The 17,721-nt window shown below is 59.3% G+C and carries 21 protein-coding genes; 9 read left to right on the top strand and 12 right to left on the bottom strand.

Annotated features, from left to right (window positions below; genetic code table 11):
- Positions 1–19 precede the first annotated feature (19 nt).
- A complete protein-coding gene (locus EL257_RS11095; RefSeq protein WP_126362494.1) occupies positions 20–1,411 on the top strand; it encodes an aldehyde dehydrogenase family protein in 1,392 nt (463 codons plus the stop codon).
- A gap of 109 nt (positions 1,412–1,520) precedes the next feature.
- Here EL257_RS11095 and EL257_RS11090 read toward each other — a convergent pair whose 3' ends face one another.
- On the bottom strand, positions 1,521–2,690 hold the full coding sequence (locus EL257_RS11090) for a DUF1624 domain-containing protein (protein ID WP_126362492.1): 1,170 nt from the start codon (positions 2,688–2,690) through the stop codon (positions 1,521–1,523).
- 220 nt (positions 2,691–2,910) lie between these two features.
- Here EL257_RS11090 and EL257_RS11085 point away from each other — a divergent pair, with 220 nt between their 5' ends.
- Positions 2,911–3,507: a paraquat-inducible protein A gene (locus EL257_RS11085; RefSeq protein WP_126362490.1), complete on the top strand. Its 597-nt coding sequence runs from the start codon at positions 2,911–2,913 to the stop codon at positions 3,505–3,507.
- A gap of 11 nt (positions 3,508–3,518) precedes the next feature.
- Complete coding sequence (locus EL257_RS11080; protein WP_126362488.1) at positions 3,519–4,205, top strand: paraquat-inducible protein A; 687 nt, start codon at positions 3,519–3,521, stop codon at positions 4,203–4,205.
- Here the strand turns inward: EL257_RS11080 and EL257_RS11075 are convergent.
- Positions 4,138–7,164 (bottom strand): FAD-binding and (Fe-S)-binding domain-containing protein, encoded by a 3,027-nt coding sequence (locus EL257_RS11075; RefSeq protein ID WP_126362486.1) that lies wholly within the window; start codon positions 7,162–7,164, stop codon positions 4,138–4,140. The two genes, EL257_RS11080 and EL257_RS11075, sit on opposite strands and share 68 nt — an antisense overlap.
- Before the next feature lie 157 nt (positions 7,165–7,321).
- Here EL257_RS11075 and EL257_RS11070 point away from each other — a divergent pair, with 157 nt between their 5' ends.
- The gene (locus EL257_RS11070; protein ID WP_126362484.1) at positions 7,322–8,206 is read left to right on the top strand and encodes a LysR substrate-binding domain-containing protein; all 885 of its coding nucleotides are present in this window, start codon (positions 7,322–7,324) and stop codon (positions 8,204–8,206) included.
- Between the two features lie 97 nt (positions 8,207–8,303).
- Here the strand turns inward: EL257_RS11070 and EL257_RS11065 are convergent, their stop codons facing one another.
- The gene (locus EL257_RS11065; protein WP_126362482.1) at positions 8,304–9,578 is read right to left on the bottom strand and encodes a glucarate dehydratase family protein; all 1,275 of its coding nucleotides are present in this window, start codon (positions 9,576–9,578) and stop codon (positions 8,304–8,306) included.
- A 30-nt stretch (positions 9,579–9,608) separates the two neighbouring features.
- Complete coding sequence (locus EL257_RS11060; RefSeq protein ID WP_126362480.1) at positions 9,609–10,976, bottom strand: MFS transporter; 1,368 nt, start codon at positions 10,974–10,976, stop codon at positions 9,609–9,611.
- A gap of 119 nt (positions 10,977–11,095) precedes the next feature.
- Here EL257_RS11060 and EL257_RS11055 point away from each other — a divergent pair, with 119 nt between their 5' ends.
- Positions 11,096–12,004 carry a LysR family transcriptional regulator gene (locus EL257_RS11055; RefSeq protein WP_126362478.1) on the top strand — a complete coding sequence of 303 codons (909 nt, stop codon included), beginning with the start codon at positions 11,096–11,098 and terminating at the stop codon, positions 12,002–12,004.
- 119 nt (positions 12,005–12,123) lie between these two features.
- On the opposite strand, the gene EL257_RS11050 is transcribed toward EL257_RS11055, so the two are convergent.
- The 3 genes from EL257_RS11050 to EL257_RS27735 all read right to left on the bottom strand — a co-directional run bounded on the left by EL257_RS11050 (position 12,124) and on the right by EL257_RS27735 (position 13,452).
- On the bottom strand, positions 12,124–12,729 hold the full coding sequence (locus EL257_RS11050) for a DUF6338 family protein (protein WP_126362476.1): 606 nt from the start codon (positions 12,727–12,729) through the stop codon (positions 12,124–12,126).
- A gap of 200 nt (positions 12,730–12,929) precedes the next feature.
- Positions 12,930–13,265, bottom strand: a complete 336-nt coding sequence (locus tag EL257_RS11045) for a hypothetical protein (protein ID WP_126362474.1) — start codon at positions 13,263–13,265, stop codon at positions 12,930–12,932.
- The gene (locus EL257_RS27735; RefSeq protein WP_172604434.1) at positions 13,189–13,452 is read right to left on the bottom strand and encodes a hypothetical protein; all 264 of its coding nucleotides are present in this window, start codon (positions 13,450–13,452) and stop codon (positions 13,189–13,191) included. The genes EL257_RS11045 and EL257_RS27735 overlap by 77 nt, the downstream gene beginning before the upstream one ends.
- Here EL257_RS27735 and EL257_RS11040 point away from each other — a divergent pair.
- On the top strand, positions 13,451–13,690 hold the full coding sequence (locus EL257_RS11040) for a hypothetical protein (RefSeq protein ID WP_008085812.1): 240 nt from the start codon (positions 13,451–13,453) through the stop codon (positions 13,688–13,690). The two genes, EL257_RS27735 and EL257_RS11040, sit on opposite strands and share 2 nt — an antisense overlap.
- A gap of 63 nt (positions 13,691–13,753) precedes the next feature.
- Here the strand turns inward: EL257_RS11040 and EL257_RS11035 are convergent, their stop codons facing one another.
- Positions 13,754–13,951 carry a DUF2188 domain-containing protein gene (locus EL257_RS11035; RefSeq protein WP_126362472.1) on the bottom strand — a complete coding sequence of 66 codons (198 nt, stop codon included), beginning with the start codon at positions 13,949–13,951 and terminating at the stop codon, positions 13,754–13,756.
- Between the two features lie 216 nt (positions 13,952–14,167).
- Between EL257_RS11035 and EL257_RS11030 the strand changes: the two genes are divergently transcribed.
- Positions 14,168–14,530 carry an NUDIX hydrolase gene (locus EL257_RS11030; RefSeq protein WP_126362470.1) on the top strand — a complete coding sequence of 121 codons (363 nt, stop codon included), beginning with the start codon at positions 14,168–14,170 and terminating at the stop codon, positions 14,528–14,530.
- A 4-nt stretch (positions 14,531–14,534) separates the two neighbouring features.
- Here EL257_RS11030 and EL257_RS11025 read toward each other — a convergent pair whose 3' ends face one another.
- Both EL257_RS11025 and EL257_RS11020 read right to left on the bottom strand, forming a co-directional pair.
- The gene (locus EL257_RS11025; RefSeq protein WP_126362468.1) at positions 14,535–14,777 is read right to left on the bottom strand and encodes a DUF1652 domain-containing protein; all 243 of its coding nucleotides are present in this window, start codon (positions 14,775–14,777) and stop codon (positions 14,535–14,537) included.
- Positions 14,778–14,887: 110 nt separating this feature from the next.
- Positions 14,888–15,787, bottom strand: coding sequence for a polysaccharide deacetylase family protein (locus EL257_RS11020; protein WP_126362466.1), 900 nt, complete (start codon positions 15,785–15,787; stop codon positions 14,888–14,890).
- Positions 15,788–16,159: 372 nt separating this feature from the next.
- Between EL257_RS11020 and EL257_RS11015 the strand changes: the two genes are divergently transcribed.
- Entirely contained in the window at positions 16,160–16,432 is a 273-nt protein-coding gene (locus tag EL257_RS11015; RefSeq protein ID WP_126368053.1) for a hypothetical protein, read from the top strand.
- A 44-nt stretch (positions 16,433–16,476) separates the two neighbouring features.
- Here the strand turns inward: EL257_RS11015 and EL257_RS27730 are convergent, their stop codons facing one another.
- The gene (locus EL257_RS27730) at positions 16,477–16,626 is read right to left on the bottom strand and encodes a hypothetical protein (RefSeq protein WP_172604469.1); all 150 of its coding nucleotides are present in this window, start codon (positions 16,624–16,626) and stop codon (positions 16,477–16,479) included.
- A 95-nt stretch (positions 16,627–16,721) separates the two neighbouring features.
- Between EL257_RS27730 and EL257_RS11010 the strand changes: the two genes are divergently transcribed.
- Positions 16,722–17,102: a DUF2784 domain-containing protein gene (locus EL257_RS11010; protein WP_126362464.1), complete on the top strand. Its 381-nt coding sequence runs from the start codon at positions 16,722–16,724 to the stop codon at positions 17,100–17,102.
- Here the strand turns inward: EL257_RS11010 and EL257_RS11005 are convergent.
- A complete protein-coding gene (locus EL257_RS11005) occupies positions 17,099–17,626 on the bottom strand; it encodes a DUF3087 family protein (protein WP_126362462.1) in 528 nt (175 codons plus the stop codon). The two genes, EL257_RS11010 and EL257_RS11005, sit on opposite strands and share 4 nt — an antisense overlap.
- Positions 17,627–17,721: the final 95 nt, after the last annotated feature.

Raw genomic sequence — 17,721 nt, 5'->3', positions numbered from 1 at the left:
GAACACGCAGGACAACGCCATGAGCCAGATTTCCAGCCAGACCCACGCCATCTCGATCAACCCAGCCACCGGCGAGCAGATCGGCCATTACGCCTTTGAATCCGCCGCTGCACTCGATGCCGCATTGACCCGCGCAGCCTTTGGCTTCGGCAAGTGGAAACGCAAATCCCTGCAGGATCGCTCCCGTCTGCTGACCGCTCTGGCCGGCGCGCTGCGTGAAACCGCCGAAGCCATGGCCACCATGATTACCGAGGAAATGGGCAAGCCGATTGCGCAGGCCCGTGGCGAAATCGAGAAATGCGCCAAGCTCTGCGAGTGGTACGCCGAAAACGGCCCGGCCATGCTCGACGCCGAAGCGACGCAGGTTGAAGGTGGCAAGGCGCGCATCGAATATCGTCCGCTGGGCCCGATCCTCGCGGTGATGCCATGGAATTTCCCGATCTGGCAGGTGCTGCGCGGTGCCGTTCCGGCGCTGATCGCCGGCAACACCTACGTCCTCAAGCACGCTCCGAACGTCATGGGCAGCGCTTACCTGCTGCGCGACGCCTTTACCCGTGCCGGGTTTGCCGACGGCGTATTCGAGGTGATCAATGTCACGCCTGAAGGTGTGTCCACTGCCATCGCTGATCCGCGCATTGCCGCTGTCACTCTGACCGGTAGCGTCCGCGCCGGTATGGCCATCGGCGCTCAGGCCGGTGCAGCGTTGAAGAAATGCGTATTGGAATTGGGCGGTTCCGATCCGTTTATCGTGCTCAACGATGCCGATATCGACGAAGCCGTGCATGCCGCCGTGGTCGGCCGTTATCAGAACTCCGGCCAGGTGTGCGCCGCTGCCAAGCGCTTGATCATCGAGGAAGGCGTGGTGGAAGAATTCACCCGCAAGTTCGTTGAAGCGACCCGCAAGCTGAAAATCGGCGATCCCCTGGACACTGACACTTACATCGGGCCGATGGCACGCTTCGACCTGCGTGATGAACTCGACCAGCAAGTGCGCGCCACCCTTGAGGAAGGCGCAACGCTGCTGCTCGGTGGTGGCAAAGGCGCAGGCGCTGGCAATTATTACGAACCGACGGTGCTGGCCGACGTGACCGATCGCATGACGTCGTTCAAGCAAGAGCTGTTCGGCCCGGTCGCCTCGATCATCACTGCCCGCGACTGCGCGCATGCCGTTGCCTTGGCCAACGACAGCGAGTTCGGTCTGACCGCGACGATCTACACCGCCAACGTGCAACTGGCGCAACAACTGACCAGCGAACTGGAAACCGGCGGCGTGTTCATCAACGGTTATTCCGCCAGCGACCCGCGCGTGACTTTCGGTGGCGTGAAGAAAAGTGGTTTCGGCCGCGAGCTTTCGCACTTCGGCGTACGTGAGTTCTGCAACGCGCAAACCGTATGGCTGGATCGCAAGTAAGTCAGCACCACCGCCCCGTGTAGGAGCTGCCGCAGGCTGCGATCTTTTGATCTGAAAAACAGGATCAAAAGATCGCAGCCTGCGGCAGCTCCTACAGGGGGGTGGACATTTAGAGGTATTTCAACCAGGTGACATCGCGGCGCCGGGCCTTCAGAGCCGAGAACCAGCGTACCGCCGGGTATAGCGTGATCGCTAGAATGATCGCGGCGAGCCACACCGCCGTCACCGACGAAAAACCGAAGTAACTGCCCTGATTGAGGCCAAACAGGGCCACTGTGATCAGGTACAAAACCTTCAACACGTACAGGTGCAGCAAATAGAAAAACATCGGCGCCGAACCGAACACAGTCAGCCAGCGAATCCACCGACGCCCTTGCACGCGCTCGAACGCCAGTAACAGCAACAACCCGACGCTCACGGTCAATGCGATAAACAGCAGCGACGGCGGATACTTGGTGATGTTGAAAAAACTCATCACGCTGTGCAGCCAAGTATCGCCCACCGCCCACGGTTTTTCGCCATAGCCATTGAGCAGGCGCAGCCCGACAAACCCCATCAGCCCCACCACCCCGCCAATCAGCAATCGACGCTGTCGCACACCCGCCTCAACGCCACGGGCGAACCACGGCCCCAGCGCATAACCCAGACCGATGACACCGATCCACGGCAGCACCGGATAGGACGTGCGCAGGCGCAGGGTCTCGCTGACATCGATCCAGCCGCGGTCATGCAATATCGCCCACGGCACATGCAGCGCCGACTCGACCGGGAAATGCAGACCATCGAGCAGATTGTGCCCGGCGATGATCGTCAGGCTGAGCGCCAGCAACAGCCCGCGCGGCAGCCAGACCAGCAGCGACAAGGCGATCATGCTCAGGCCGATGGCCCAGATCACTTGCAGATAAATCACGCTGGGCGGCAACTGAAAGGTCCAGGCAAAGTTGACCAAGGTGAACTCGAGCACCACCAGAAACAGACCGCGCTTGAACAGAAACGCACTGACATCGGCCTTGCCCGCGTATTTCTCTCCATACAGCCACGCGGACAGCCCGGTGAGCAGCACGAACACCGGCGCGCACAAATGCGCCAGGGTACGGCTGAAAAACAGTGCCGGCTCGGTGCTGGCGATGTCCATCGGATCGCTGACCTGGCGGTGCAGCAAGAAGGTTTCCCGCACGTGATCCAACAGCATGAACAGGATGACCAGGCCCCTGAGGGCATCAATGGACAGCAGTCGGCCAGCAGACAGCGGGGCAGAACGTGGAGGCGCAATCGTCATGAGCATTTCGCAATCGAAGGGGAAAACAGGTGCCCGAGCAGAACACCCTGAGGAAATTTGCGTTACCTTATAACACTAAAATCGTGAAAACCCACGCCCAATCGATCGCCATTCTCAGCAAAAGCGATGCCGATACCGTCCGGCTAGTTGCCCAATCGCGTCAGGCTTCTATAGTGATCAAGTCCCCCCGCCCTCTGTGGCCTGTTGTCGAGCGTGGTCCATGGTCAACACCGAACACCTGATCATCTGCGAACATTGCGACTGCGTGTACGAAAAAGTCACGCTCGCCAAACATCAGAAAACCGCCTGCGTACGCTGTGGCGGCGTGCTGCAGCGCTACAACGGCTTGACCATCGAGCAGCGTCTGGCACTCACGCTGACGGCGGCGGTGTTGTGGCTGTTCGCCAATTTCTACCCGGTCATGAGCATCAGCATGAAAGGCCTGAAAAACAGCGCGACCCTCTGGGACTCGGTGCTGGCATTGAGTCAGGGGCCAATCACATTTATTGCCATGGTGGCGGCCATCGCCATCATCATTGCCCCGGCGTTTCAGTTGGTGTTGTTGACTTGGGTGCTGGGCTTCGCGCTGGGCTCGCAGCGCGCGCCGGGCTTCAAAGTGTGCATGCGCTGGCTGGAAACCCTGCGCCCGTGGAGCATGCTCGAAGTGTGTTTGCTCGGCGCGATGGTCGCCGTGTTCAAACTGGCCGGATTGCTCGATGTGTTGCCAGGCATTGGCCTGTTCGCGCTCGCGGCGCTCAGCCTGATGATGATCCGCATCGCCGGCCGCGATATCCGCGACCTATGGGACATTCTATGAAGCGACTTTCCATGAAGCGTCCACCGACCGCCAGCGAACTGGGCCTGTGCCTGTGCCACAGCTGCGGCCTGGCCTGCGACATGACCGACGAACCTCACCAATGCCCGCGCTGCGACGCCCCGCTGCATCGGCGCAAAACCAATTCGCTGACACGCACGTGGGCCTACATGCTCGCCGCGCTGGCGTTTTACGTGCCGGCCAATCTGCTGCCGGTGATGAACACCGTCATGCTCGGCAATGGTGCCGACAGCACGATCATGAGTGGCGTGCTGGAATTTTGGGAAGCCGGTGCGTGGGACATCGCGTTGATCATTTTCATCGCCAGTATTGCCGTGCCGGGAATCAAGTTCGTCGCCCTGACCTTGCTGTTGGTCACGGTGCAACGCGACAGTGCCTGGGCGCGCAAAGAGCGCTCGAAGCTGTACCGCTTCGTCGAGCTGATCGGCTATTGGTCGATGCTCGACGTGCTGGTGGTCGCGCTGGTTGCGGCGCTGGTGAAGTTTCAGGCGTTGGGGGATATCGAACCACGACCCGGCATTCTGTTCTTTGGCCTGGTCGTGGTGTTCACCATGCTCGCGGCAATGAGCTTTGACCCTCGCCTGATCTGGGACAAGGACAGCGACGAAATCCTCAGCGACGCAGAACCTCAAGCAGCACCTGCAACGGATGGCGCAGTGCCTGATCCGACTGGCGCTTGACCTGGCTGCGGCAGGAATATCCGGTCGCCAGCGCTTCGCCCGTCTGCGTCGGCGCATCGATTTGGCGCGCCCATGACTGTTCATAAATCAGCGCTGACGTATGGCGATTTCGCGCCTCATGCCCGTACGTTCCGGACATGCCGCAGCAGCCGGTCGCCTGCGTGGCCAAGGTCAGACCGGCGCGCTCAAACACTTGCTCCCACTGCCGGGTCGCCGCCGGGGCGTTGGTTTTCTCCGTGCAGTGAGCCAGTAGTCGATACGCCGCTGCATCACTCTGCGCCCCCCGCTCGGGCATGACCTTGAGCAGCCACTCCTGAATCAGTGCCACTTGCGGACAGTGATCCATCCCCGGCACTTTCAGGTATTCCTGGCGATAGACCAGAGTCATGGCCGGATCGAGCCCCAGCAACGGCACGCCGATGTCCGCCAGTTCCTGCAACTGGCGGGCATTGCGCAACGCCGCACGATTGAATGCCGAGAGGAAGCCCTGCACATGCAGCGGTTTGCCATTGGCACTGAAAGGCGCCAGGTAAACCTGATAGCCGAGCCGCGTGATCAGTTCGCACAGATCGGCCAACAACGGGGCTTCGAAGTAGCGCGTGAACGCGTCCTGAACGATGACCACGCTGCGCTCACGTTGCGCCCCAGTCAGCGCCGACAAGGTCGAAACCGTTGCCGGTTGCACCTGCCAGCGGCGCATGGCCGCGTGAAAATCGAAACGGCTCAGCAGCGGCACATCCACCATGCCGCCAAGCCGCTCCAGCCAGCCGCGAATCCATCCGGCGCCCATCAAGCCGTTGTACAGCACAGGAATCCGCGCCATGTACGGAATGCTGTATTCCAGCGAAGCAATCAGATAGTCGCGTGCCGGACGCAGATAACGGCCGTGATAAAGCTCAAGAAACCGTGAGCGGAATTCCGGCACGTTGACTTTGACCGGGCACTGTCCCGCGCAGGACTTGCACGCCAGGCAACCGGCCATGGCGTCATAGACTTCATGGGAAAAGTCCGCCGACTGCGCGCGCGTGTTGCGCCAGCGCTGCCACAACGTGGCGAAAAACGCCGGTTTGCGGATCGCATCAGACAATACATCGACGCCGGCCTCGCCCTGCAATCGCAACCATTCGCGGATCAGCGAGGCGCGGCCCTTCGGTGATTGCGCGCGCTCGCGGGTGGCTTTCCATGACGGGCACATCGCGTCGTCGGGGTCGAAGTTGTAGCAAGCGCCGTTGCCGTTGCAGTGCATGGCCGCGCCGTAGTCTTGCCAGACTTTTTCGCCGATCTGCCGGTCGAGTTCGCCGCGCAGAGTGACTTCGTCAATTTTCAGCAAGGTCGCGCGGGTATCGGCCGGCGTGGCGATCTTGCCCGGATTGAACTGGTTGAACGGGTCGAACGCCGCCTTCAACGCTTGCAGCGCCGGATACAGTTCGCCGAAAAACGCCGGGGCATATTCCGAGCGCAGGCCCTTGCCATGCTCGCCCCACAGCAGCCCGCCGTAGCGCTGGGTCAGCGCGGCGACGCCGTCGGACACCGGACGCACCAGCGCCGCTTGGTGCGGATCCTTCATGTCGAGAATCGGCCGTACGTGCAGCACGCCCGCATCGACGTGTCCGAACATGCCGTACTGCAAACCGTGGCTGTCGAGCAGATCGCGCAGCTCGGCGATGTACTCGGCCAGATGTTGCGGCGGCACCGCGGTATCTTCGACAAACGGCTGCGGCCGCGCTTCGCCGGCCACGTTGCCGAGCAAGCCCACCGCGCGTTTGCGCATGCCGTAGACCTTGTTCACCGCCGCATGGCCGATTGCGAGCGTGTGACCCAGGCGCTCCACCGTTGGGTCGTTTTCAAGGTGTTCGAGAAAGGCTTCGACGCGGCATCGCAAATCTTCGGAATCGTCGCCGCAGAATTCGACGAGGTTGATACCCAGAGTCGGGCGCTCGGCGTTTTGCGGAAAATATTCGGCGACGCCGTGCCAGACGATGTCCTGCATCGCCAATAGCAAGACTTTCGAATCGACGGTTTCAATCGACAACGGCTTCAACGCCATCAGCGCTCGCGCATCACGCAATGCGTCCATGAACCCGGCGTAGCGGATGTTCACCAGCATCGTGTGTTTGGGAATCGGCAGCACGTTCAGCCGCGCTTCGACGACAAAACCCAGCGAACCTTCCGCGCCACAGAGCACGCTGTTGAGGTTGAAACGGTTGTCCTCCTCACGCAAATGCGCGAGGTCATAGCCGGTGAGGCAACGGTTGAGATCGGGGAATCGTTGCTTGATCAGATCGCCCTGTTCATCAATGATCTGTCGGGCGCAGCGATAGACTTCACCGACGCGATCTTCGCGTGCGCACAGCGCTTGAAGTTCCTCTTCCGCCAAGGCCTGACCGTGCAGGCGCTCGCCACCACGCAGGATCATTTCCAGTTCCAGTACATGGTCGCGGGTTTTGCCGTAGGTACAACTGCCCTGCCCGCTGGCATCGGTGTTGATCATGCCGCCGACGGTGGCGCGGTTGGAGGTCGACAGCTCCGGCGCGAAGAACAGCCCGGCAGACTTCAGCGCCGCGTTGAGTTGATCCTTGACCACGCCCGCCTGCACTCGCACCCAACGTTGTTCAACATTGATTTCGAGGATGCGGTTCATGTGCCGCGACAGATCGACGACGATGCCATCGGTGAGCGATTGGCCGTTGGTGCCCGTGCCGCCGCCGCGCGGGGTAATCACCACGTGTTGGTAGGCCGGCTCGGCAATCAGCCGCGCGACCCGCGCAACATCTTCGGCGTCCAGCGGAAACACCGCTGCTTGCGGCAGGCGCTGATAAATCGAATTGTCGGTCGCCAAGACCACGCGGCTGGCGTAATCGGCGCTGATTTCCCCGCGAAAGCCGCTGGCCTTGAGGGCTTCGAGAAACGCTTGGTAGTCGCGGGTCAATGCGCTTGCGGGGGACAGCTGGGCAATCATCGGTCAGAAAATCTCGGTCAAATCGGGCTACGCGGCGGTAAACAGTTGTACGCAACGAATGATTGCGTCAGGCTCCGCCATCTGATGTCACCCATGTTCATTGCTGACAGGCATCGGGACAACCGTAAAATCCGCCCACTATCCATGACGTTTACGAATGAATCCGCGCACGCTTACACCCTCCATGTCGTTATTGCTGGCGTTCGAAGCGGCGGCACGGCACGAAAGCTACACCCGCGCCGCCCATGAATTGTCGCTGACGCAAAGTGCGGTCAGCCGTCAGGTGCAGATTCTCGAAAAAATGCTCGGCATGCGTTTGTTTGCGCGCGAAGGACGGCGCGTGGTGCTGACCGATGTCGGGCGCATGTACCAGCGAGAACTGGCCGAGGCGCTCGGGCAGATACGCAGTGCGACGCTGCAGGCAATGGCGTTCGGTTCCGGGATCCACAGTCTGCGCCTGGCGACGCTGCCGACCTTCGGTTCGAAGTGGTTGCTGCCGCGGCTGAAGGATTTCTATACCGCGCACCCTGGCATGACCGTGCACTTGCATTCGCGCATCGAAACCATCGACTTCGATACCAGCGAGATTGACGCGGCGATCTGTGTCGGCGCCGGCGAGTGGCCAGGCCTGACCGCCCTGCCCCTGCACACCGAAGAATTGGTGGTGATTGCCAGCGCGCAACTGAGCGAAACCGAGCGCATCGGCGCCGAGACTCACATCGCCCGGCAGTTGCTGCTAAATGTCAGCAGCAACGCGCAGGCGTGGTCGGAGTGGTTCAGCCAGCATGACCTGCCCCATCGCAGCATGCGCATCGGTCCGAGTTTTGAAATGACTTCGCATCTGATTCAGGCGGTGCGGGCGAACATGGGCGTGGGCCTGGTGCCGCGGATTCTGGTGGAAGATGAGCTGCTCAACGGTGAACTGCTGCAGCTGGGGCAACCGATCACCAGCCGGCGCCGTTATTACCTGGCGTACCCGCCGCGCAATGAAAATCTGCCATCGTTGAAGGCGTTTCGGGATTGGCTGCTGGAGACGCTTTGACAGGTCCGGCGCCATCGCGAGCAGGCTCACTCCTACAGGGGAACGCATTTCAAAATGTAGGAGTGAGCCTGCTCGCGATAGCGTCGAACCAGACACCTCAGAACCGGGGCTTGACCGCCTTCCAGTCCGGCTTATAACGCTGCATCTGGCGCACATCGTCGCGCTGGCGAATGCCGCAGGTCAGGAACTGATCATGCAGCTTGCCCAGTTGATCATGATCCAGTTCCAGCCCAAGCCCCGGTGCGCGAGTGATTTTCACGCAGCCATCGACAATCGGCAGCTTGCCCCCCTTGATCACCTCTTCATCCGGCTCCTGCCACGGGTAATGGGTGTCGCAGGCGTAATCCAGATTCGGCACCGCCGCTGCCACATGCGCCATCGCCATCAGACTGATGCCCAGGTGCGAATTGGAATGCATCGACACCCCGAGACCGAACACATCGCACATTTTCGCCAGCGTCTGCGTGTCGCGCAGGCCGCCCCAATAGTGATGGTCGGCGAGGACGATTTGCACGCTGTTCTGCTCGACGCTGCGGCGGAACTCATCGAAATCGGTGACGACCATGTTGGTCGCCAGCGGCAGTCCGGTGCGCTTGTGCAGCTCAGCCATGCCCTCCAGGCCAGGGGTCGGATCTTCGTAATACTGCAAATCGTCACCGAGCAATTCGGCCATGCGAATCGACGTTTCCAGCGACCAATTGCCGTTGGGATCGATGCGCAACGGATAACCGGGAAAGGCTTTTTTCAGCGCCTTGATGCACGCCACCTCGTGCTCCGGCGGCAACGTCCCGGCTTTGAGCTTGATGCTTTTGAAGCCATACGCCTCAATCATCCGCGCAGCCTGCGCGACGATCTGCTGCTCGCTGAGTGCCTCGCCCCAGTTGTCCGGCTTGTATGGCGAATCGACGTGCTGTGCGTACTTGAAGAACAGATACGCACTGAAAGGCACTTCGTCGCGAATCGCGCCACCGAGCAGATCCACCAGCGGTACATTCAGGTAACGCGCCTGCAAATCGAGGAAGGCCACTTCGAACGCCGAATAGGCATTGCTCACCGCTTTGCTGGCGTGAGAGCCGGGCGCCAATTCGGCACCCGCAATGCTTGCCGGTTTGTTGGCGGCAACCGTGGCCTGCACAATCGCCCGCAATTGATTGAGGTTGAACGGATCGAGGCCGATCAGTTGCGTCTGCAATTGCTGCTGGATGGCCAGCGCCGGGGCATCGCCGTAGCTTTCGCCAAGGCCGATGTAGCCATTGTCGCTTTCGATCTCGATGATCGAGCGCAGGGCGAACGGTTCGTGGATGCCGCTGGCGTTGAGCAGTGGCGGATCACGAAAGGCGATCGGGGTGACGGTTACGCGGGTGATTTTCAAGATAACGCTCCTGACAGATCAACAATCGATTCAATGGCTCGCGGCCGGGCTGGCCGTCGCGACAACGGCGGTTTCGTCATGGGGCTTTGCCGGCGTTTTACCTTTGGCACCCGGCGCTGTGCGGGCGAAGAAAATCACCACCGCCGCGATCAACGACGTCGCCGCCAGGCCATACAGGCCGCCTTCGATAGAGCCGGTGGTTTGTTCGAGAAAGCCGAACGCGGTTGGCGCGACGAAGCCGCCGAGGTTGCCGATGGAGTTGATCAAGGCGATCACCGCAGCGGCGATACGCGCATCCAGATAGCTCTGCGGAATCGGCCAGAACAGTGCCGAGGCAGCCTTGAAACCGATCGCAGCAAAGCAGATGGCGACGAAGGCGAAAATCGGCCCGCCGGTGGTCGACATGAACATGCCGAAGGCTGCGATCACCAGCGTCAGCGCCACCCAGGCCTGCTGGAATTTCCATTTGCCGGCCATCGCCGCGAAGCCGTACATGGCGATGATAGAAATGATCCACGGGATCGAATTGAGCAGCCCCACCTGGAAGTCGCCCAGATTGCCCATCTTCTTGATCATGCTTGGCAACCAGAAGGTGGCGCCATAGATGGTCAAAGCGATGGAAAAATAGATGAAGCAGAACAGCGCGATCTGCCGGTCCGCCAACAACTTGAACATCGACGGCTTGGCCACCTGCACGGCTTCGCGGGCACGCTGTTCTTCAGCGATGGCGCTGACCAGCGCTTCGCGCTCTTCTGCACTGAGCCACTTGGCTTGGCGCGGATGCGATTGCAGCCAGAACCAGACAAATGCACAGAGCACCACCGAGGCCGCGCCCTCGATCAGAAACATCCACTGCCAGCCGTGCAGGCCCAGGCCACTGACGTGCAGCAACGCACCGGACACCGGGCCCGAAATCACCGAGGCGATCGCCGAACCGCTGAGGAACACCGCCATGGTCTTGCCGCGCTCCGAGGCCGGCAGCCATTGGGTGAAATAGTAAATGATTCCCGGAAAGAACCCCGCCTCCGCCGCACCAAGAATAAAGCGCAGCACATAGAAACTGGTTTCGCCCTGGACGAATGCCATGGCCATGGCCGCTGCGCCCCAGGTGAACATGATCCGGGTCAGCCAGACCCGCGCGCCGTAGCGCTGCAGAAGCATGTTCGAAGGCACTTCGAACAGCGCGTAACCGATGAAAAACAATCCGGCGCCGAGCCCGTAGGCCGCAGCGCCGATACCCAGATCGGTTTCCAAATGGCTGCGCACAAAACCGATGTTGACCCGATCAATGTAATTGACGATGAACATCACCACGAACAACGGCAGTACGTGGCGCTTGACCTTGGCGGCGGCACGGGCAAGTACCGTGACGTCCGGCGGACTCTGGAGGTTTTTCAAGGGGCGACTCCCGATCTTGTTTTTTTAGGGACGGCGTAGAGCGATGAACCGATCATGGACGGCGATCATTGATCCCGTCTAATCTAACTTGGCATTCGATTGATACCCGGATTAGATCAATGTTCGAACTTACCCAGCTGCGCTGCTTTACCACCGTCGCCACGGAACTTAACTTTCGTCGCGCCGCCGAACGATTGAACATGACGCAGCCGCCGCTAAGCCGGCAGATTCAGTTGCTCGAACATCACCTCGGCGTCGAGTTGTTCACGCGCAGCACCCGCAGCGTTGCGCTCACCGCCGCTGGTCGGGCGTTCTTCGTCGAAGCGCAGAACCTGCTCGAGCGCGCCCAACAGGCAGCCGTCACCGCCCGACGCTTCGCTGAAGGCGACATCGGCTCGGTGAACATCAGTTTTGTCGGCAGCGCGGTGTATGAGTTTTTACCGAAGGTCATCGCCGAGGCTCGCTTGAAACAGCCGCAGGTGAAGATCGATCTGACGGAGATGAACACCTACCAACAACATGAAGCCCTGCGTGCGCGCCGCATCGATCTGGGCATCGCCCGCGCGCCGTTGCTGGAGCCTGGGTATGCCACCGAATGTCTGGTGCGTGAGCCGTTTGTGCTGGCGGTGCCCAGCGCTCATCGATTGGCGAGTGCGGCTGACGTGTCGGTCACCGACCTGGATAAGCAGCCATTCCTGATGTATTCCCATGCGGCTTATCCGCCGTTCAACGAACTGCTGACCGGCATGCTGCGTTCGGCCCGGGTCGCACCCGATTACGTGCAGTGGCTGGGGTCATCGCTGACGATTCTGGCTTTGGTCAACGCCGGCATGGGCCTGGCGCTGGTGCCGCGCTGCGCAACCAGTGTGGTGTTCAGAAATGTGGTGTTTCGCGATATCGATCTAGGCGAAGGGGTGCAGAGCGAACTGCACCTGATCTGGCGGGAGAACAACGACAACCCGGCGTTCGCGATGCTGCTTGAGGCGATTCGCCGGGCTGTGGCGGAGGGTTGGGGATCAATAGATTGATCAGCTTTTCAGCGGCGGTGGGCCACTCGGTGCCTTCGGCTGTGCATTTGCAACAGGTTTCCCGTCGGAGGTGTAACGACGTGCCACCCAGGCTGGCATAGGTTGAGCTGCTCTCGCGGTCACAATGAATCCTCCAATTGCGGGCCGAATTCCACCCATTTGACTTTGCCGGAATCTATCAGCAAATACTCGGCACCAAAAGGCACTTCGACCCCTTGGGCGTCTAACCAACAGGGATTTTGCATGACGAACTGACCACTGCCGGACTCGGGTGGCCACTCGACAGGCCAGCCAAATACGCGTCTCTCGTCGGTCAGGTGCAGCGTGATGAGCCGATGATGTTGGGCGAAGATGCTGAACCATTCACTGGGGTAGGAAGTTTGTTTCGTTACGTTTCGACTACGCAGCCATGCATGTAATTTGTCATTCGTGGCCAGGTAACAGGAAAGCAAACCCAGGGTCACCGACAGAACAAACGCCCAGACGGCCTCGGCCCTCGCATCCCATCTCCCAACCGAAAACCCTTTCGCGCCCACCCACATACAAATTGCCCCAATCCCCAGCACCGCGCCATGAATCACAAACGTGAAAATCAACGCCTGCACAATCTGTCCGAACGTGTCCGGACGCTTGAACGCCGTCAGCGAGTAAAAAATCCACGCTGACAGAAATCCGGGAATCAAATACTGCAACAGCGGAATAACTTCTTTGACCAGATCATCCATGATCGAGGCTCCTCGCGGGTCGCGCTGGTCTGAACGCGACCAGCAGGCAAAGCCTAGTGCACGCTGGGAAAAACCTGTCGCACAACTGTCACCGCTCGTTACGCAACCTCGGTAAAATCCACAACCACAGCGTACGAGGCGCCAAAAAAAAGCAGAAACCGATGCTCCGGTTTCTGCTTTTTGTCCATCCGCGAAACTCGTTAAAGACAATCGCGAACCGATTGGCGCAACGACCCGGACTTGGCCCAGGGCGGTCCCTGATACAACGACACCCTGCTGCCGTCCTTGTATTTGACGATATCGAGAATCTCGTCGGCCGTGATGATGCTCGGCGCGGTGATGCGATAGCCGTTGGAGATGGAAGTTTGCGTCGTTTTGGCGACATCCTGCTGCCACAACGGTAATACACACGCGGCATAGTCTTTGGGAGGCTTGTCACTGGTCTTGCTGACATTGGGCTCACCCGGCACCAACGACGCCGGCAACGAGCATCCCGCCAACATGGCCAACGCCAAACTCCCGATCCACATCCGCATAGTTGTTTCTCTGATCTGAAAAAAAGCGAATGTAACGTGTAACCGGGACGACATCCATCGTGGCAACAGGCTGGCAGCGAAGAATGGGCAGTTTTTCACGACCATTAGGTTCGATGACAGACACCGCCGCCCCGGCCGGGAAAATGCGACTACTCTTTTCTACCGAGAATGTTCTGGAGGTGATCATGCGACTCAATGAATACGAACACGAACTTCAGCGAGACTTGCAAAGCGTTGCATCGGACTTGAGATGGTCGGCCGTCGATCTCAAACGTATCGCCGAACAACTGCGCAAATCCGGCAACGAAGCCGACGCGCAAACGGTCTTGAGATCCTGCGAGGTTCTGCAAAGCGACGAGGAGCGCTTGCAACTGTATGCCAAGGAAGTGAAAGCGCGCGCCATCAGTCGGACCAAAGTCCACTGAAGCCGTTGAATCTCTCTCCAAACGAAAGCCCCGGCAATGCCGGGGCACGTTTACTGCGACCCATCAACCTGAATTGTGACTTTGTCCGCGCGCCGAGCGTTTTTTGTAGCCGGGCAGTGCTGCGGCATAGGCTAAAGCTTCCTCCCTGCTGGCAAATGACGCCAGTCGATCGCCTTGGGTACAGACTCGCCACGGGCCGTTGTTGATGTTTATGACGTCGTAGCCGTTCATGTGCATTTTGTTCATGACAGGCGTGCTCATGGGCACCTCCTTTACGCAAACGTTGGGTTCGGCTTCACGGCTCAACCTTACACCCGCTCTACTCCTACGTGCCAACCGGACGTCGCTCCACCGGTAACGAAGGGGACTTATTCGTTCAGGCAATCACTCCAACTTCTTATGGAACCTTCAAACGCGGCCCCGGCTCGAATATTGCAGTTTCATTTCAGTTTTGTGACAGCAGCAAACAGGTAACAGATGAAAGTACGTGCAACCGTCATTTGCGAACAGGATCGCCACATTCTTCTGGTGCGCAAACCCCACTGCCACTGGACATTACCCGGCGGCAAGGTCGAACCCGGAGAAACCCGGGCGGGTGCTGCCGTGCGTGAATTACAGGAAGAAACCGGTCTTGCTGCCGACGATGTGCTGTATCTGATGGAAGTGCAGACGGGGCGCACGCAGCATCATGTCTATGAAGCCTCCGTGTCGAACCTTGATCAGGTCCGCCCGCAAAACGAGATCATCGACTGCATCTGGCATCCGCTCGACGCCGTGCAGAATCTCAGCACCAATGAAGCGACACTGCGCATTGTTCGGGCATTCCAACGACGTCTTTAATCGCTCACCCGGCGAACGCCCGGCGACCGGCGCTCATTTCCGTGCGCAGCTCACCAATGAAGTTGGAGATGTCGCGGATTGTGACGAGATGTTCCGGAGAAACACCGTTGAGGAGTAGATCGACCCGACCGCTGTCGGGCTCGTAGACCTTGATCCGCAAAAGCCCTTGTGCCGACGGGGTGCACTCGCATTTGAGTGCAGGAAAGCCGGACTCGACGATGCGGCAAATGTCGGCAATGGCAAGCATGGGCGAACGCCTCGCAGGCGATGAGTCGATCCGATCGATAGAGCATAGATGAGCAACTCATTACTGCTCGGTGCAAATGGCCAAATGGATCACAATTTGCGGCGCGAATACTAATGAGCGTCGTGATCCCAAATCCAGTTCCACATCCCCGGCAATTCCACCGGCTCCTCGCTTTTCTCAACCGTGCGCGCCAGCGCGGCTTTCTGCAATGCCGCGTGATCATCATAAAACGGCTTGTCCGCCAGTTTCACGCCAGTGGCGGCCGCGCTGTCGAGCAAGATTTGCAGATACTCACGTGTATGCCGCGCGGTATAGCGATTAAGGTCATGGAAGGTCACGACCACTGGAATCACCCCGTCTACCGTGGGCAATTCACCCGACGCGACGCGTTCACGAACTTGCGACAGTTGCCGCAACAGATTGGCCCGACGCCGAGGGCTGGCATTGAAGCCCCAGATTTTGCCGTCGTTGGCACTCAAGTCCGTCAGCAGCACGTGCAACCCGTGGCGTTGATAGGCGGCAAAGGTGCGCTTGTCATAATTCCAGAACGGCGGACGCAGCAGCGTTGGCGGCGCGCCGGTGATTTTCGCGATATCCGCCGTACCGTTGGTCAGCGACTCTTCGAGTTGCTCAGGGCCAAGCGAACGATGGTTGCTATGCCAGTGAGTGGCCGTGTGAAACGCGAGGATATGACCTTCAGCGGACTCGCGTCGCATCAGGCTGCGGCCGATCTCACTGTTACCGGCTCGGGGTGCGCGGGTCTGGACAAAAAATACCGCTTTGATATTGGGCTGCAGCGGATTGTTCTTGAGGCTATCAAGCACCGTTGCCGTCGGGTTCCAGAAACCGGAGGCGCTGGGACCGTCGTCGAAGGTCAAGAGGAAGCGCACCGGTGCCTGGCTTTCCAGACGAGTCTCGGTCTGCGCGGTCAGCTCGACCGGCGCAGCGATGCAGCCGGCCAGCCCCAGGGAAATAAATGCTGCAGCAACGAGTTTCAATCCAGATGTCATGTTTTGCCTTGAGCCTCACGGTGCGAGGCATGCTGTCGGTCGGCAAAACTCCCTCGCCCCTATCCATCCCTGCGCGCCCATCTGCGAGCCGAGGTTGGATAGGGTACACAGGGTTTGGTTCCGGCGCTTGAGGAACTCGAAAGTACACCGACTCGGCGGCGTTACAGCCAGTGTTTCATTCACGAAACACCGCGCTTGAAACAGACGTTTGATCGAATCAACCGCTTGTCTGACAACTGGATCGTCATACATACATTCGGCCGCACTACCGCTAGCATGCGCGCCGCCCTTCCGATTGGTATACCAGTTGACCAAAGAGTCAACGAAATCAGGAATTCCCTACAACTTTTCAAGCCCTTGCAGAGAAATATGTTGCGCGACGATTTTGCAATCAAACAGGTCAGCGGCCTGGAGTGTATTCATCTGTCAAAGACAGAACGCTTTGAACTCGACTGTTTTATCGGCCACTACATCAAGACTCGAAACCTGCGTGCCGTCCCGGATATTGAACGTATCCTGCGCAGCACGCTCGAGACCTACCCCGGCCGTCCGCCGGTAATGGTCAACGAGCTCAACGCGTGGATCGACCGAACCTTGGGATATCGGGCATCACACCCCGACTTCACCAAGATCGAAGATCTATGAAAACGAAAAAGCCCCGCCAACGCGGGGCTTTTTTTGGTATCAGATCAAGGTTTCAGCGGACGCTCCTGATCTTGTTTTGAAAGCTCTTTGCTCCCATCGTGGTGCCAGGTTTGTTCCTGACTACGCTTCTGCCGCTCGATCTCCTCTTCGGTTGGTTCGTCACCATCGCTCGGATGCTGTTGCTCTGTCGCCATACCCACCTCCGTCTCAGCGAAAATTCTGCCTTGCAAAAGCGTAGAACATTTTCGTCGTATGATGACGGCATTCACCTTCGCGTCGGGGAAACGACATGCTGTACCGAATCGCCGCCGACGGCCTCGTCCTGTTTCATTTGTCATTCATTCTGTTCGTGCTGCTCGGCGGGTTGCTGGTGCTGAAATGGCCACGTTTGATCTGGCTGCATCTGCCTGCGGCTGCATGGGGAGTGGCGGTCGAAGTGCTGCACCTGACGTGTCCGCTGACCTATTGGGAAAATCTGATGCGCCACACCGCCGGGCAAACCGAATACGCCGGCGGCTTCATCGAGCATTACATCTGGCCGATCATTTATCCCGCCGGGCTTACACCGCAGATTCAACTGGCGCTGGGCAGTGTGGTGCTGGCGGTCAATCTGCTGGTCTATGGACGGCTGATACGCTCATGGAAACTGCGTCATAAACAAGCGCTTTAGCGCGACGTCGGCTTCAAGGCTTCCAGCCAGGCTGGATCGAAGCGCGTCTGCTCGGTGTCCAGACCCAACGCCTGCATCCGTTGCTTGTGCGCGTCGACTTCTCGCCAGAGTTGCCCATGATCGCTGGAATTGCCGTCCAGTTCATGCATCTGCGTCAGCCCCAAGTGATAGAAGCGCAGCACTTTCATCGCCGTTGGATCGTGCTTTTCCACTGCAGCCATCACCTGGTGCATCACATTGGTGATGCTCATCAGATTGCGCTTGAGCCGCCAGCTGTAAACCGCTGGAGCCATCCAGGTCTGATTCCAGAAGCGTCCGCGCAATAACGCAGCCGTCAGCAAAAAGGCGAGAAACACACCGCCTACGTTGAACCGCAGGTTGTCACCGTCAGGCTCACCGAACAGTGCCACCGCCACGCTGGAAAACAGCATCGCCAGCAGCAGAAACAACACCGCGATGATGATCGTGCTGCGGCGTGTCTGCTGGCGAAAGGTGGCGGCGTCCATCGGCTGAATTTCGAACATTACGCATGACTTCCTTGAGCGGCAAAAAAAGGCGACGGAAAAAACCGCCGGCGCATTATCGCATCGCGCGGCGATTTAGCTATGCTGGGGCTCCT

Origin of the sequence: Pseudomonas fluorescens (genome assembly GCF_900636825.1) — a bacterium.
In the GTDB taxonomy this organism is placed as follows: domain Bacteria; phylum Pseudomonadota; class Gammaproteobacteria; order Pseudomonadales; family Pseudomonadaceae; genus Aquipseudomonas; species Aquipseudomonas fluorescens_BG.
This window is presented reverse-complemented; position numbering and strand designations above follow the sequence as displayed.